This is a genomic window from Pseudomonas sp. CG7 (assembly GCF_023701885.1).
Lineage (GTDB): Bacteria > Pseudomonadota > Gammaproteobacteria > Pseudomonadales > Pseudomonadaceae > Aquipseudomonas > Aquipseudomonas zanjanensis.
Genome location: NZ_JABAEE010000027.1, coordinates 1 through 15028 on the forward strand (window position 1 = coordinate 1; position 15028 = coordinate 15028).

At 64.3% G+C, this 15028-nt stretch carries 12 protein-coding genes; 7 read left to right on the forward strand and 5 right to left on the reverse strand.

Annotated elements, in window-relative coordinates:
• Positions 1-325: 325 nt before the first annotated feature.
• A complete protein-coding gene (locus HGO40_RS13215) occupies positions 326-1279 on the forward strand; it encodes a 2-hydroxyacid dehydrogenase (protein WP_250963356.1) in 954 nt (317 codons plus the stop codon).
• On the opposite strand, the gene tssA is transcribed toward HGO40_RS13215, so the two are convergent.
• Genes tssA through HGO40_RS13240 form a run of 5 tightly spaced genes read right to left on the reverse strand, consistent with a single transcriptional unit; the run spans position 1276 to position 8804 of the window.
• Positions 1276-2358, reverse strand: a complete 1083-nt coding sequence (gene tssA, locus HGO40_RS13220) for a type VI secretion system protein TssA (protein WP_250963357.1) — start codon at positions 2356-2358, stop codon at positions 1276-1278. The two genes, HGO40_RS13215 and tssA, sit on opposite strands and share 4 nt — an antisense overlap.
• Entirely contained in the window at positions 2355-6179 is a 3825-nt protein-coding gene (locus tag HGO40_RS13225) for a type VI secretion system protein (protein ID WP_250963358.1), read from the reverse strand. Before HGO40_RS13225 ends, tssA begins: the two co-directional genes overlap by 4 nt.
• Positions 6176-6937, reverse strand: a complete 762-nt coding sequence (locus HGO40_RS13230; protein ID WP_250963359.1) for a DotU family type IV/VI secretion system protein — start codon at positions 6935-6937, stop codon at positions 6176-6178. Before HGO40_RS13230 ends, HGO40_RS13225 begins: the two co-directional genes overlap by 4 nt.
• 18 nt (positions 6938-6955) lie before the next feature.
• The gene (gene tssK, locus HGO40_RS13235; RefSeq protein ID WP_250963360.1) at positions 6956-8287 is read right to left on the reverse strand and encodes a type VI secretion system baseplate subunit TssK; all 1332 of its coding nucleotides are present in this window, start codon (positions 8285-8287) and stop codon (positions 6956-6958) included.
• A gap of 52 nt (positions 8288-8339) precedes the next feature.
• Complete coding sequence (locus tag HGO40_RS13240) at positions 8340-8804, reverse strand: type VI secretion protein (protein WP_250963361.1); 465 nt, start codon at positions 8802-8804, stop codon at positions 8340-8342.
• A 224-nt stretch (positions 8805-9028) separates the two neighbouring features.
• Here HGO40_RS13240 and tssB point away from each other — a divergent pair, with 224 nt between their 5' ends.
• From tssB to tssG, 6 genes are all read left to right on the forward strand, one after another.
• On the forward strand, positions 9029-9589 hold the full coding sequence (tssB, locus tag HGO40_RS13245; protein ID WP_250963362.1) for a type VI secretion system contractile sheath small subunit: 561 nt from the start codon (positions 9029-9031) through the stop codon (positions 9587-9589).
• 30 nt (positions 9590-9619) lie between these two features.
• Positions 9620-11101 (forward strand): type VI secretion system contractile sheath large subunit, encoded by a 1482-nt coding sequence (gene tssC / locus HGO40_RS13250; RefSeq protein ID WP_250963363.1) that lies wholly within the window; start codon positions 9620-9622, stop codon positions 11099-11101.
• 208 nt (positions 11102-11309) lie between these two features.
• Entirely contained in the window at positions 11310-11807 is a 498-nt protein-coding gene (locus tag HGO40_RS13255) for an Hcp family type VI secretion system effector (RefSeq protein WP_186704839.1), read from the forward strand.
• 13 nt (positions 11808-11820) lie between these two features.
• Entirely contained in the window at positions 11821-12264 is a 444-nt protein-coding gene (gene tssE, locus HGO40_RS13260) for a type VI secretion system baseplate subunit TssE (RefSeq protein WP_186704838.1), read from the forward strand.
• Positions 12248-14038, forward strand: a complete 1791-nt coding sequence (tssF, locus tag HGO40_RS13265) for a type VI secretion system baseplate subunit TssF (RefSeq protein ID WP_250963364.1) — start codon at positions 12248-12250, stop codon at positions 14036-14038. The genes tssE and tssF overlap by 17 nt, the downstream gene beginning before the upstream one ends.
• A complete protein-coding gene (gene tssG / locus HGO40_RS13270) occupies positions 14002-15027 on the forward strand; it encodes a type VI secretion system baseplate subunit TssG (protein WP_250963365.1) in 1026 nt (341 codons plus the stop codon). Before tssF ends, tssG begins: the two co-directional genes overlap by 37 nt.
• Position 15028 lies beyond the last annotated feature (1 nt).

Below are 15028 nucleotides of genomic sequence, written 5' to 3' on the forward strand. Positions count from 1 at the left end.
ACTGGCTAGAGTCGGAATCGAGCTTTTAGTCCCGCCCACCCCTTCAAGTCTAAACATACAAGCGAGCTTGCTCGCGATAGCGGAGGATCAGCCGACATTCATGCTGGATGTGCCATCGCATCGCGAGCAAGCTCGCTCCCACAGTTGGATTGAAGTACAGCCGCCAGAGCCAGGCCGGCTGTCAGGCCGCCTCGCGAGCAAGCTTTGCTCCCACAGACAAGAGGATCCAAAAAATGAATCCAAAAAGCCCAAGCTCCCCCTGCCCTCGACTCCTACAATCAGGTTGAATACCTGATGTTCGACAAAGCGCCCACAGGAGCCCAGCATGACAGCAACCGTTCTGGTACTGGTTGAAACCGTCAATGAATACCTGCCGATTCTCGAGCGGCAGGGTTACCACTTGGAATTGGCGCCCACGCCGGCCGAACGCAAGACCGCGATCTTCGAACACGGTGAACGCTTCAGCGCAGTGCTGACCCGCGGCCCCCTGGGTTTGACGGCGGAAGAAATCGCCGCCCTGCCCAACCTGCAGATCATCTGCGTGATCGGCGCCGGCTACGAGCAGGTAGACCTGCAGGCCGCACGCAACCGGGGCATCGTGGTGACCAACGGTGCCGGGGTCAACGCGTCGTCGGTGGCCGACCATGCCATGGCGCTGCTGCTGGCGCTGGTGCGTGACATTCCCCGGGCCGACGCGAGTGTGCGCCGGGGCGAGTGGGCCAAGGTCATGCGCCCCTCCCTGGCCGGCAAGCGCCTGGGTGTGCTGGGCCTGGGCGCGGTGGGCATGGCGATTGCCAAGCGGGCCGCCCTCGGCTTCGACATGAGCGTCAGCTACCACAATCGGCGGATGCGCAACGACGTGCCGTACGCCTTCTGCGCCACGCCCACGGAACTGGCCCGGGTCTCGGACTTTCTGATCGTCGCCACGCCCGGCGGCCTGGACACCCGGCAATTGATCAACAAACAGGCCCTTGATGCCCTCGGCCCCCATGGTTTCCTGGTGAACATCGCTCGCGCCAGCGTGGTCGCCACCACCGACCTGATCCACGCCCTGGAACATCGACGGATCGCCGGAGCCGCCCTGGACGTGTTCGACCACGAGCCCGAAGTGCCAGACGCGCTGAAACACCTGCCCAACGTCGTGCTGACCCCCCATGTGGCCGGCCTGTCGCCGGAAGCGACGCGGGACACGGTGGAACTGGTGGGCCAGAACCTGAACGCATTCTTTTCCGGCAAACCGGTGTTGACGCCGGTGCCGCTACCCGACCCGCAGCCTTAAAGCACCCCTAGCAGGGTCCACAACCGCCGGGACTCGGCATCGGCACTGATCAGTTCACCCAGCAGCTCGCTCAGCGGCTTGTTGCCCCACTCCACCCCGCGCCGGATCAGGTAGGGCACCGGGCTGTGGGGCTCGGTGCGGGCCAGGTAACCGGCGATCACCAGCAACTGTCGGTAGGCCTCTTCACGATTGGCCGGCTCCTGGAAGACCTGGGCCACTGCCGCCTGTGGCTGGGATGTCGGTGAGGTAGCCGCCGGGGCCGTTTGCACCGGCACGACGGTGGGTTGCTGTGGGTGCATCGCGATGAACTCCTCTACCAGTGACAGCAACGCCTGCATCACGTCCTGCAAGGATTTGTAACCCGGCGCCAGGCTGCCCAGGTAGGCGTCGCTCCAGGCTTCGAGCCGTTGCAGGTGCTGCAGGCTCAACATCAGGCTGCCCTGGCGATGCAACCAGAACGACAAGGGTGTGCCGCGAATCAGTTCGCTGAGTTTCTTGTGATCGTTGCGCGCCGCTTCCGCCGAGGCCTTGGCGTTCTTGCTGTCGTTGACCAACACCTGCTGGCGCTGCAAGCGTTGCCAGTCGTCCAGGCAGAAACTGGCGAACGTTGGGTCCCGGCCATCGAGCAATGGCACCCGTGTCAGCAGCACTTCGCTGTAGCGACGGGCCAGCCATTCCAGCGGAATCACCCGCCACGACTGGTCGCCTTCGTCGGCTTGGGGGTGCAACTGCTCCGGATAACGCTCGCACAGCCCCGCCACCAGCGCCAGGCTGCCCGGCAATCCCTCCAGCCCGGCCATGTGCAGCCAGGCCTCCCCCAGCCAGGCGCTGATCATCAGGTCCTTGCTGCGCTCCAGCAGCAGCGTGCTCGCGAGCCGTTCCAGGTCCGGCCACAGGGCACGCTTGATCGAAGACTGCCACACGCCGGTGGGCAGGCTGGTGTCGTCCTCCCGACGCAATTCGCGCAATTGATCGTATTCCGGTTCGTAGCGCAGGTCCTGGCCACAGGGCGATTCGGCGCTGATCGGCTCAAGCAACTGAGTGACCAGTTCCGGCAAAGGCGATATCGGCAGGTTCACAGGCCCTCCTCACGGGTGGCGATGGCGGGGCTCGATGAGGTCGCCATGAAGGGTGAACGGGGGGCCCGCGTCGGCAGCGGCGGGATCGACAACGGCAGCTTGGAGCCCTGGCTCATCAACGACAGGCGCACGAACATCAGTGTCCGCTCCACCGTGCGCGCCTGGGTCTGGGCGGTGACTGGCAATTGCAGGGCCAGGGGGAAATCGGTGTAGTCGACGTTCGGTTGGCGCTGGGCTGACGCCTGGGAGCGCATCAACCGCAGCAATGACCCAGGCCCTTGGTAGTCCCAGCCCGCCTCCAGGTCGCGCACCACCAGGTTCGGTTGCAAGGGGTCGTTGGCCGGACGCTGGTAACCGTTACGGGCCCAGCGCAAGGTCAGGCTCACGGGCTGACCCACCATCCACCGCAGGTTCTGCTGATCACCGCCGGGGTAGCGGATCTGCTGGTTGCCGGCGTTCAGGCCCCAGGCGATCACCTGGTCGGCGCCGCGTTCCTCATCCCGATCGGTCCGCCAGCGCACGTCCATCTCCCCGCCAAGAATGCCGCTCTTGTCCCGTACGACCAGCGGTCCGAGCCAGGTCCCGGCTTGTTTCAAACGGTTGAGGAAATCCTCGGCCGCGAGCCGCTCCGGCGCCTGACTCAACGCCAACCCGGCCTGGGCCAGGGGCAGGCGTGTGTCGATCAACGCCAGCAAGTGTTGGACCCGCGCCGGGTCGGCATCGCTGGCCCGCACATCCTGGGCAAACGGAAAGCGCCCGGCCAGGTATTGATTGAAATAGTTGGCCAGGTCATTCCAGGCGGTCGCCGCCTGGTCCTGTTGCAAGTACAGGCAGCGCTGCAGGGCGCCCTGCTGCAAGGCAATCGTGCGCTGGGCCAGGTCACCGCGCCCGCTGGGCAGGCTGGCGGTCTGCAAGATCTGCGCGCAGGACGCGGTGTCCATGGCGATAAAGTCGCGGCTCACCAATTGCTCCAGCTGGGCCGCCGAGCTGGCCGGGTTCTGGTTCTTGTACTTGAGCAATTCATCGTTGAGGGCCATGAAGCGCGCCACCTGGTCATGCTCCAGGGCCGACAGGTTGTCCTGCTGGACGATCAGCCATTCCAGGGCAGGCATTCGCTGCTCGGCGGCCTGCAGCATCACGCCGAATTGCTGGCTCAGGCTCAGCTTCAAGTCTTGTGGATCGCTGGCACCGTAGAGCTGCAAGCCGAAGTTCTTCGAACCGTCCCAGCGTTGGATATCGGCCCGCTGGCTGAACAGCGGTTGGGCATCGATTTCGTCCAGGCCACTCTTGATCTGCGCCAAGGCCCGGCGATTGAGCAGACGCTGGAAGCGGATCGCCAGGTCGCCGCGGTGCACATCCATGAAGGCTTTTTGCAGTGCCACGGCCTGGGCCGTCTGGACATTGAAGCCCATGCCGGGCAATGACGCGTCGCTTTCATCCAGGCTCAGCCACATGGCGCGCGCCGCGGCACCTTCGGCGGCCTGCATCAGCGCGTCACGGTAATCCGGCGGAATGCGCGGCAGCTCCTCAGTGGCATAGCTCTTGTAGCTGGCGAAGTAGTTCAGGGCGACGCTGAAGTCATCGCTGCCATCGCCCTGGCCCATCGCATCGGGGTTGCTGTCCGACGGATCCTTCTGCATCGGCAACGCCACGAAATCGCGCTTGAACAGTGCCTGCACCGCACCGTCCAGCGCCGTGACATGGTCTTGCAAGACCAGCAGGCCGCTGCCCTGTTGCACCAACAGGTTGTCCCGGGAACCGGTCTGGACAATCCACTGATCACGAAAACTCTGCTGCAACTTCGCCGCCTGGCTCTCCAGGTCCTGCTCGATATCCGGCCCCAGCAAAGCACTGTGGCTGACCTTGTCGAGCATCTGGCTGTAACCGGGCACCAGGTCCTGGCCCTTGCCTCGACCCCAGGCGGAATTGGTCAAGCTGACCAACGTCTGTAAATCGTCGATCAGCGCCATCAGGTCTTCAAGCTCACTCAAGGAGTTGCCGCTGCCGGCCTCCAGCCGTTGCAGGTGCAGCTTGAGGTAACCGGCCTGGCGCACGAAGTTGTCCGCCAGGAAGTAATGGTCCAGCCAGCGCTGCATCAGGCCGGTGAAATTATCGGAGATCACTGGGCGAGCAGCGTTCAGATCCAGCCCTTTCAAGTCGCTGTTCTGGGCGTCGAACAGCACCCGGTTGTAGAAATGTGCGCGGCTCAAGGTCCCGGTGTTGAGGCCCAGGGACAAGGCTGTGTTGCTCAGTTGCACCAGTTCGTCCAGGGGCGCCTTGGGATCGTTTACCACCTGGCTGAACAGTTGGTTGTGCTGTTCCAGGCGTACCGCCAGGTCCACCAGCGCCTTGGCTTTCACGTAGCTCTGCCATTGCGCCGGGTCTTCGCTCTCGACGTTGCCCCGCCGCTCGGTGTTACGGATGGACTTGAGTTGTTCCAGGTCTGAGTTGAGCAGGTCCCGCAGCGGCAATATCCAATGATGCCGGGCGGTCAGGCGCAAGCCATTCTCCAGTTGCGTGTCCACGGAAGAGAACCAAGAAGTCGGAAAGACCACCGAGACGAAGCGCCAGCGCGGGGCTTTTTCCAACACGTTCCAATAGTTCTGCACGTTGTGCCGGGTCGGCTCCAGTTGCGGCTCGTCAGGGTCAACCACGAGGTGGTTCTTATGGGCGCTGAGGATCAACCGCGACAGTCCCTCGGCTTCCTCCACTGAATCGTGCCAGACCCAGACCATGCTCCCCAGCCATACCAGCCCTACCACCATTGCCACCACCGCGACCAAGCGATGCCCGCGTTGGCGCAAGCGCAACATCCGTGGCACCGGCTGGGCCAGGCCCCGTTCGGCCACCAATCGCCGCGACCACAACTGCCGGGCAAACACGGTTTGCCGCTGGGCGTTGTCAGAGGCGGTGAACCCGTCGCTGCTGAGGGAAGGTGCCTGGCTGGCGGTGAAATATACCCCACGAAAACGCGGCGCCTCGCCTTGGGCATTGCCCTGGAACACCGGCTCCAGCAGGATCTGCAAAGCCCGCCGCAAGCCTTCGAAACGCTCCGGCAAGCCATAAAGATCGGTACTCAGTTGCCCCGACAGCGCACCGATCTCGATGATCGACTGCGAGAGCGCGGCGTTGACCTGGTCCAGGGCCTGGTCACTCCACTGCGACTGCCACGCCGCGTCCGGCAAATACGGCGACGACCAGCCCAGCATCGACTCGCGCGCCTCGGCGGGCAGCGCGCTGACCAGTTCCTGGAACCCAGGCAGTTCTTCCATCCCGGTGATCACGACATACACTGGCAGGCTGAGGCCGAAGCGTTGCAACAGATCGATGAAACAGCGCCGGACCTTGCGGCTCAGCTCGGTGGTGTGTTCGATGTTATCGAGGGTGCTGAACGGCACGGTCCAGATCACCGCATCCAATGGCCGCTTGCTGCGCAAGCGCAACATCAGCCCGAGCAGGCGCCACCAATTGCCCCGTTGCCGGTTCATGCCCTCATCGGGCAGAAACAGTGCCTGGGGCACCACCAAGACCGCGCCGTCGGCATCGCAAAACCAACGCCCGAACCAGGCCGCCTTCTCGGTCGGTTGCAAGCGCCACTGGGCGCACAACTGGGCACCGTCGGTTTCGTTGCCGAGCATCATCAGCCAGGGCATCTGATAGCGGTCGCGAGTGCCCTGCTCCTGCTCCATGTGGCGCACCGCCCCATAGAAACTGCGGATCGCCGCCCCGCCCTGGGTCCGCAGCCACCAGACCAGGGCCGCAATCAACAGCACCACGACAACAGCGAGCAACACCAGGGCAACGAGATTGACCAGGCTCATGAGTCCTGCTCCTGGACCACCGACTCGCCCAGTTGCAGCACGGGTTCGAGTTCCAGGCGAATGTCACGCCAGAACACCTGCCCCAGACCGGTGAGCAACAACACCATCGCCAGGATCGCCAACCCCAGCCGCAAGCCGTCCGGCAACGACTGCTGCACCGGCATCCGCACCGGTGGCACCGCCGAAGACAGCGCCAGGCGCTGGCTGACATCGACATAATCGGCCTCGTGCTGCCAGGCGAAGGTGAACAGCGCCCCGCGCCATTTGGCCAGCTGGAGCTGGCCAGGTTCGCCACGCAAGCGCCCCTGGAAACCGAGGATCAGGCATTGCAGGTAGACCATCGCCAGGTCCCGGGTGCCGGGCATCTGCTCATCCAGCAATTTCTTGATCGCCGCCGGCAAGCGCTCGCCGGCCTGGCGACTGGCGTACCTGCGCGACTCGAGGGGGGGCTGCTGCCAAGCCAATTGCCCAGGCCAGGGGCGGAACAGCAGGGTTTCGTCCACCAACGCCACGAAGGCATAGACCAGCGCCTTGACCTGCTCGGTGGCCGCATCGCCGACGGTGGCGAAGGCTACCCGCCACAGGCGCTGGGCGCTGCGCCCGGAAAACTCCACCACCCGATTGACCAACACCGCAGGGTCGCTGTCCTTGGGCAAGTCCTGCCATTCCTGGGACCACTTCAGCCAGGCCTGGCGAAAAGCGCTGCTCAGCGGCGCCTCATGCAGACTCCGAACCGCCCCGCCACTTCCGTCTGGCATACGACTCCCCTTCTGCGATCAGGCACTTTCACCGGCTTGCGCCACGAACAACACCACCTGCCACGGGCTGCTGGCCTGGGCCGATGCCGGCGCCACAATGTGCAGCGGCAATTGCCCGTCGAACCATTGCCCGCTGGCGGCCACCACGAACAGACGGGTGTCGTCGCCGACGCTGTAGGCCACCTGTTCGTTGCGGCTCATGGCCTGGTGGGGCAAACCGCGCATGCGTTGCCGGCTCAGCAGCGGGACGTGCCGAGCCGACGCGATGATCGCCCCGCGCAACCAGTCGGCCGCCGCTTGCTCGCTGGCGCCGTTGGGCATGCGCAGGCCGATCACCAGGCGTTGATCCGGTTGGTCGTCCGGCAATTGGATCGAGAAGACCTGCTCGTTGCGCTCGAAGGCCAGGCTGCGATAGCCGGCGCGGACCAGCTCCAGGGTGGTTTCCAGCCAGTCGAGCAGCGGCTCGTAACCACGCTGCAACTCGAGAAAATCCAGCGGTGCGAAGGCCGGGACGCCTGCCAGCGGATCGAGGGCCGACCAGCTCCCGGCCAGCCCCAGCAACAGGCCGTAGAGTGCCTGGGGCGTCGCCACCCGGGTGGTCAACGCCCCTTCGACCTCCGGCAAGCGCGCCCACAAGGCGGTCAATTGCCGGCGGATTTCCATGGCATCGTCCTGGTTGCCTGCCGCCTGGGCCTGGCGCAAGCGACCGGCGAGGAACATGCATTTTTCCCGAGCCCTGGCGCACACCCCGGCGACCCGCCGACCAAGGACCGACTCCGGCAACAGGACCGGCGTCGGCGGCGTGTACGGCACGCGCCAGAAACCGCCGCCCTCCTTGCGGATGCGCAGCAGCGGCAGGCAGATCGAATCGGCCTTGCTCAGTTGCGTGCACAGCCTCGGGTTCGGTCGCCAGACGGTGATTGACTCGGGAAACTCGCCGCTCGTGAGGTCTGGCAGCGCTTCACCGACCACCGATTGCATGCGCCCCTTGAGCGGCAGCAGTTGGCCGGCGCGCCACAACGGGCTGACAGCCAGGTAAACGGTCACGGTGGCGTCGTCGGTCTTATCGATGGCCTCGCTGATGTCCAGCTCCAAGGGCGGCCCGACGCCCGCCTGCAGATTGACCGGCAAACCGTCCGGCAAAGTACCTTGCAATTGCAGCAGTCGAACCTGGCCGGCGCTGAGGGCCGACGGGTCGACTTCCAACTGGCTGACGCCCCAGAACCAAGGGTTGCAAGCCCCGGCGAAATGCGCAGCCAAGGCCTCGGCGCGCAACCCCTGCAATTGAAAATGCTGGGGCAGCAATTGCATGCCCTCATGCCAGCACACCGCGTCAGGTAACAGACTCATACGACTCCCTTCGACATTCCAATGTCGCCGCGCAAGGCGGCCCGCGGTTCACTCAAGGCTGGCTGTCATCGCGCTGGCCATCGTTGACCAGGGTCATCTCGCGACTGTCGAACTTCAGCCAGGCCTTGCGCTGATCGTCCAGCCGAAGCCGGTGGGCTCCGGGAGTGTTATAGCTGGCGAAGACCAAAAGTCCAGCGGCGCGCCGGCCCTCCAACGGGAACGGTTGACGGTCGATGAATTGCCCCGGAACCAGCTCCAGCCCCCACACCGACATGAGTTGACGATAATCGCGCTGGAACTGTTCGCGCTCGGCGAACCATTGGCTGGCGGTGATGCCCGACAGCTTCTTGAGCAGGTCCGGGTCGTTCACCGCGATGAAATCCACCGCGATCGGCGTGTCGTCGTTGGCGCCGGAAGCGACGTCCAGGGTCAAGCTGTCGAGGTCGACACTGGGGGCGAAGAGCGAGCAACCGGTGAGTGCCAGGCTCAAAAAAAATCCATAAAAAAACCCACGCAAAATGAATCTTCCTTTTCTCAGCGGTCAAAAATTGTTTTTGCTTGCTTTTTTATAGACCTGTTCTAGCGTCTTGGATAGTTCGACCCACACGGTTGAATGGACCAGGTTCGTCAAGGGAATGACAGGTTTTCTGCCGCCCATTTGCAACCTGCGGATCAGCAAGGGAATGCGATGAGCGGGACTCCCGATGCATTGCTCCCACACATGCATCGGAGTCGGCCGCCATGGCAGAAAGTACCCAGCACAAGCTCGACAGAGTCCGTCCTCCCCGCGTCCAGATCACCTATGACGTGGAAATCGGCAACGCCATCGAGAAAAAAGAATTGCCACTGGTCGTCGGCATTCTGGCCGACCTCTCGGGCAAGCCGTTGGACCCGCTGCCCAAGCTCAACGAGCGGCGCTTCACGGAAATCGATCGGGACAATTTCAACGAGGTGCTCGCCTCCATCTCCCCCCGCGCCACGTTGCAGGTGAACAACACCCTCAGCGGCGACGACAGCAAGCTCAACATCGAGCTCAACTTCCGTCACATCGACGACTTCGACCCGGTGAAGGTCGTGGAGCAGGTCACGCCGTTGCGCCGCTTGTTCGAAGCGCGCCAACGCCTGCGGGACTTGCTGACCAAGCTCGACGGCAACGACGACCTGGACAAATTGCTGCGCGACGTGATCGCCAACACAGAAGGCCTGCAGGAGATCAAATCAGCCCGGCCCCAGGACGCGACGCCTGAGCTGCCGATCGTCGCCGCCAACGATGACCCTGCCCCGGCCGAGCCACAGGCCTGATCGCGCGCCTCATTCAAGGGAGATAAAGCCATGCCTGCTTCATCCAGCGCTCAAACCAGCGAGAGCACGACCCAGACCCTGTCCCTGCTGGACAAGATCATCGCCGAAGGCCGCATGGCCCACGACGACAGCCAGCAAGACTACGCCCGCGACATGCTGGCCGAATTCGCCACCCAGGTCCTCGACGAAGGCATGGCCATCGACAAGGACACGGTGGCGATGATCAACGACCGCATCAGCCAGATCGACCAGTTGGTCAGCGCCCAGCTCTACGAAGTGCTGCACCATCCCGCACTGCAGAAGCTCGAAGCCTCCTGGCGCGGCCTGCACCTGCTAGTGCAGAACACCGAAACCAGCACCCGACTGAAATTGCGCCTGCTCAACGTCACCCAGAAAGAACTCCAGAACGACCTGGAAAAAGCCGTCGAATTCGACCAGAGCGCGCTGTTCAAGAAAATCTACGAAGAAGAATACGGCACCTTCGGCGGGCACCCGTTCAGCCTGCTGGTGGGTGACTACACCTTTGGCCGGCATCCGCAGGACATCGGCCTGCTGGAAAAACTCTCGAACGTCGCGGCCGCCGCGCACGCCCCGTTCATTGCCGCCGCCAGTCCGCGGTTGTTCGACATGACCAGCTTCACCGAACTGGCGATCCCCCGGGACCTGTCGAAGATCTTCGAGAGCCAGGAACTGATCAAGTGGCGCGCCTTCCGCGAAAGCGAAGACTCGCGCTACGTGTCCCTGGTGCTGCCGCACTTCCTGCTGCGCCTGCCCTACGGCCCGGACACCTTGCCGGTGGAAGGCATCAACTACGTCGAAGACGTCAACGGCACCGACCATAGCAAGTACTTGTGGGGCAACGCCGCCTGGACGCTGGCGCAACGCATCACCGAAGCCTTCGCCAAATATGGCTGGTGCGCGGCGATTCGCGGGGCCGAAGGCGGGGGCGCAGTCGAAGGCTTGCCGGCCCATACCTTCCGCACCAGTTCCGGCGACCTGTCGCTCAAATGCCCGACCGAAGTGGCGATCACCGACCGCCGTGAAAAAGAACTCAACGACCTGGGATTCATCTCCCTGTGCCACAAGAAAAACAGCGACGTGGCGGTGTTCTTTGGCGGCCAGACCACCAACAAGGCCAAGGTCTACAACACCAACGAGGCCAACGCCAACGCGCGGATCTCGGCGATGTTGCCGTATGTGCTCGCGGCTTCGCGTTTCGCCCATTACCTGAAGGTGATCATGCGCGACAAGGTCGGCAGCTTCATGACCCGCGACAACGTGCAGACCTACCTCAACAACTGGATCGCTGACTACGTGCTGATCAACGACAACGCGCCGCAAGAGATCAAGGCGCAGTATCCGTTGCGCGAAGCCCGGGTGGACGTCACGGAGGTGGCCGGCAAGCCTGGCGCCTACAAGGCCACGGTGTTCCTGCGGCCGCACTTCCAATTGGAGGAACTGACGGCCTCGATCCGCCTGGTGGCGACGTTGCCGCCACCGGTCGCTGCCTGACCAATAAAACCTTGGCGAGAACGCTTGTTGTGGCGAGGGGATTTATCCCCGTTGGGGCGCGAAGCGGCCCTGAATACCAGCAACCCGGTGTGTCAGGCAGATTGAGCTGACTGCTTAGGGGGCTGCTGCGCAGCCCAGCGGGGATAAATCCCCTCGCCACAGGTCCGGCGTTGAACATCTCATTCGTCTTCTTCAGGAGTTCCACACAATGGATGCAATCATTCTCGACCTCGGCGGCGACATCAAGGGCGATAGCCTGCTGGAGGGTTTCACGGACAAGATCGAGGTCATGTCCTACAGCCATAACGTGGCCATGCAGGTCACCAACGACGTCAGCAACTCGGAGCGCACCTCCGGCCGGCCCCACATCGGCGAATTCACCCTGACCAAATTCATCGACAGCTCCACCCCGTCGCTCAACGAATATTGCTGCGCCGGCAAGCCCATCCCGCAAGCCGTCGTCACCATCGGCCGCAACGCCGCCGAAGGCAGCGGCCAGATCATGCCCTTCATTGTCTACACCCTGACCAACGTCGTGCTGTCCAACGTCAGTGTCAGCGGCGGCACCGGCGGTAAACCCGTGGAAACCCTGTCGCTGAATTTCACCAAGATCAAATGGGAGCTCACCGCACAGAAAGACGACGGCACCAAGGAAGGCACGGCCGGCACGACCTGGGACCTGGCCGCCAACAAAATGACCAAGTAGGGAAGCCGTGCCCATGGCTGGCTTCGGGCTGCGCCCGCCGCTGTTCGAACGCCTGGCCAGCCCGGCGGACGATACCGGGCGGGCGTTCGACCGACAGGCGCTGCAAGACTCGGTGCATGCCGAGCTGTCGCGCCTGTTCAATACCCGTCGCGGCCCACGGACGCTGACCGAACCCCCGAGCATCCTCGACTACGGCATCGCCGACTGGACCGCGCTGCAACAGCAGCGCAGCGATGACCGGCGGCAACTGACCCGGGAAATCCGCCAGGCCATCACTCACTTCGAACCGCGCCTGCGCCTGGGCGACGTCGAAGTCTGCCCGGTGCCGGGCCATCCGCAGCAACTGTGCATACGGCTGTCGGGCGAGCTGCGCGGCGACCTGCATGCCTGGCCCGTGGCCTTTGTCATCGAGCACGCCGGCGACGGCCTTGAGGTGCGCCATGAGCGACTCGATTGACCCGCAATTGCTGGACTATTACCAACGCGAACTGACCTGGTTGCGTCACGCCGGGAACCTGTTCGCCGAGCGTTATCCCAAGGTCGCCCGGCGCCTGGAGCTGTCCCCCGGCGAGTGCCCCGACCCCCATGTCGAGCGCCTGCTGGAAGGATTCGCCCTGCTGGCCGCGCGCTTGCAACGGCGGCGGGACGACGACTACGCCGAATTCAGCGATGCCCTGCTCGAACAGCTTTACCCGCTGGCCATGCGACCCTTGCCGTCGTGCGCCATCGTGCAGTTCGAACCCGACCCGAGCAAAGGCAACTTGAACGAGGGCTATCCGCTACCCCGCGACACGCCGCTGTTCGTCACCACCGACAAAGGCCAGAGCATTCACTTTCGCACCACCGCCGCAGTCCATTTGTGGCCGGTACAGGTCAGCGAAGCATTACTGCTGGGCAGCGATGAAGCCCAGGCATTGACCGGCGTGGTCCAGGCCCGCTCGGCCTTGCGCCTGGAATTGCGTTGCCTGGGGGAAAGCCAGTGGTCGGCGCTGGGGATCGACTCGCTGCGGGTGCACCTGGCGGCATCACCGATGATCAACGCCGGGCTGTACGATCTGCTGGGCGCTCACGCCATCAAGGTCTTGGCCGGCGCGCCGGGAAGCGTGCCGGAACCGTTGGCTGGCCTGCCGCAGATCGTCGGCTTCGCCAGCGACCAGGTCTTGCTGCCAGACGAAGACGGCGTGCACCCCGGCATGCGCCTGCTGGCCGAATACTTTGCCTTTCCGGATAAATTCAGCTTCTTCGACCTGCCCCTGGCCGGCGCCACCAGTGACAGCCTGTCCTTGTACCTGTACATCGTATTCGACCGCGCGCCCAGCAGTCGCCTGCCGCTCCAGGCCAGCGACATCGCCTTGGGCTGCACGCCGGTGATCAACCTGTTTCCGCGCACGTCCGAACCGCTGCGCCCGGACGGCACCCGTAGCGAGTACCGGCTGGTGGCCGACAGTCATCGGGAAAACAGCGTCGAGATCCACAGCATCCGGGGCATGCGCGCCATCTCCAGCCAGGGCGTGCGCAAAGTGCCGGCCTATTACGGCAGCCAGCATGGCAACGAGCAAACTTGCTACTGGCATGCACGCCGGGTCAGCGGCATGAGCCCGAACCGACTGGGCACCGACTTGATGATCAGCCTGGTGGACACCCAGTTCGACCCGCTGGCCGACACTCGCGCCTACAGCCTCACCGCCGAACTGCTGTGCACCAACCGCCACCTGGCCCAAAGCCTGCCGGCCGGCACGCCCCTGGGTTTCGAGCGCCCGGGGCCGGTGGCCTGGGCGCGCCTGCGCAACCCACCCAGCCCGCAAAGCCTGCCGCGCCTGGACGGTGAGTCGCGCTGGCGGCTGGTGTCGCAACTGACCCTCAACCATCTGTCGCTGGTCGAAGGCCCCCAGGCACTGGACGCGCTGCGCGAGATTCTCGAGTTACACAACCTGCGGGATGAGGCCAGTGCTCACCGTCAGATCGAAGGGGACGCGGGACTGGGCTGCGATCGCGTCATCGCCCATGTTGGCGAAGACGCCTGGCGCGGTTGGCGAAACGGCCTGGAGGTGCGCCTGCAACTGGATCCGCAACACTTCGTCGGCAGCAGCGCGGTGCTGTTCTCCGGGGTGCTGGCGCAGTTCTTTTCCCTTTACGCCACCGCCAATCGCTTCGTGCGCACCGTGCTGGTCCAGTCCGACAAGGAGGTGAAGACATGGCAACCCCAAGCCGGCAAACCCCTGGTGCTCTGAACCTGAGCGAACGGCTGCGGCGCGACCCGCAACGCTTCGAATGGCTCCAGGCCTTGCTGTTGCTCGAACGCGAACATCCCCAGGCCGAACCCCTGGGCAGCGGCACCGCGCCGCACGCCGAAGCCTTGCGCCTGCGTGGGCCGTTGACGCCACTGTTCGCCGCCAGTGAAGTGGAGAGCCTGGGCCAGGAACCCGGCCTGCCGCCCACGTTGACCACACCGATCTTCGGCCTCGGTGGCCCGGACGGTCCGCTGCCCTACGCCTACCAGGAATGGCTGCAACAACGGGCGCGGGCGAAGGACCATGCCCCGGCGGAATTCCTCGACCTGTTCCAGCATCGCCTGCTCAGCCTGCTGTACAAGGTGATGCGCAAACATCGCATCGCCCTCGGTTTCACGGCGCCAGGCGCGTCCGCCGTACACGCGCAACTGCGCGCGTTGACCGGCCTGCTGCCCAAGGCCTTGCAGGAACGCCAGGCCGCACCTGACTCGGCGGTCCTGGCCTGCACCGCGCTGTATGCCGATGGCCGGCGCTCCCTGGCGGGGTTCGCGGCGATTGTCCGTGAACAGTTCGGCTTGCCCGTGGAGCTGAGCGCCTACGCAGGTGGCTGGCGTGAGATCCCGCCGGCCAGCCGTAGCCGCTTGCAACCGGGTGGGCGCAACCTGCGCCTGGGTCGCAACGCCGTGGCCGGCACCCGGGTCTGGGACGAACATGCCGGCGTGTGCCTGACCCTCGGCCCGCTGAGCACAGCCCAGGCCAATGGATTGCTGCCCACCGGGGAAGCCCATCCGCTGCTCGCCAGCCTTTACGCCTTGTACTTCGGCCCTGACCTGGATTGCACCCTGGTGATGCTGATCCGCGGCACCGGCCCACTGCAACTGGACCGCCAGGCCGCGCCACGGTTGAACTGGAACGGTGGCCTGCAACGCCAGCCAACCCTCGCCGTGCAACGGATCGAAACTCGCCTTCGTCAGCCGGAGATCGCCTGAA

What these genes read in the sequence shown, in the direction of transcription:
- tssK (WP_250963360.1), bottom strand. Translation starts at nt 8,287, where the DNA reads ATGAGTCTGTTACCTGACGCGGTGTGCTGGCATGAGGGCATGCAATTG.
- HGO40_RS13255 (WP_186704839.1), top strand. Translation starts at nt 11,310, where the DNA reads ATGGATGCAATCATTCTCGACCTCGGCGGCGACATCAAGGGCGATAGC.
- tssB (WP_250963362.1), top strand. Translation starts at nt 9,029, where the DNA reads ATGGCAGAAAGTACCCAGCACAAGCTCGACAGAGTCCGTCCTCCCCGC.
- tssF (WP_250963364.1), top strand. Translation starts at nt 12,248, where the DNA reads ATGAGCGACTCGATTGACCCGCAATTGCTGGACTATTACCAACGCGAA.
- tssE (WP_186704838.1), top strand. Translation starts at nt 11,821, where the DNA reads ATGGCTGGCTTCGGGCTGCGCCCGCCGCTGTTCGAACGCCTGGCCAGC.
- tssG (WP_250963365.1), top strand. Translation starts at nt 14,002, where the DNA reads ATGGCAACCCCAAGCCGGCAAACCCCTGGTGCTCTGAACCTGAGCGAA.
- tssC (WP_250963363.1), top strand. Translation starts at nt 9,620, where the DNA reads ATGCCTGCTTCATCCAGCGCTCAAACCAGCGAGAGCACGACCCAGACC.
- HGO40_RS13225 (WP_250963358.1), bottom strand. Translation starts at nt 6,179, where the DNA reads ATGAGCCTGGTCAATCTCGTTGCCCTGGTGTTGCTCGCTGTTGTCGTG.
- HGO40_RS13230 (WP_250963359.1), bottom strand. Translation starts at nt 6,937, where the DNA reads ATGCCAGACGGAAGTGGCGGGGCGGTTCGGAGTCTGCATGAGGCGCCG.
- HGO40_RS13215 (WP_250963356.1), top strand. Translation starts at nt 326, where the DNA reads ATGACAGCAACCGTTCTGGTACTGGTTGAAACCGTCAATGAATACCTG.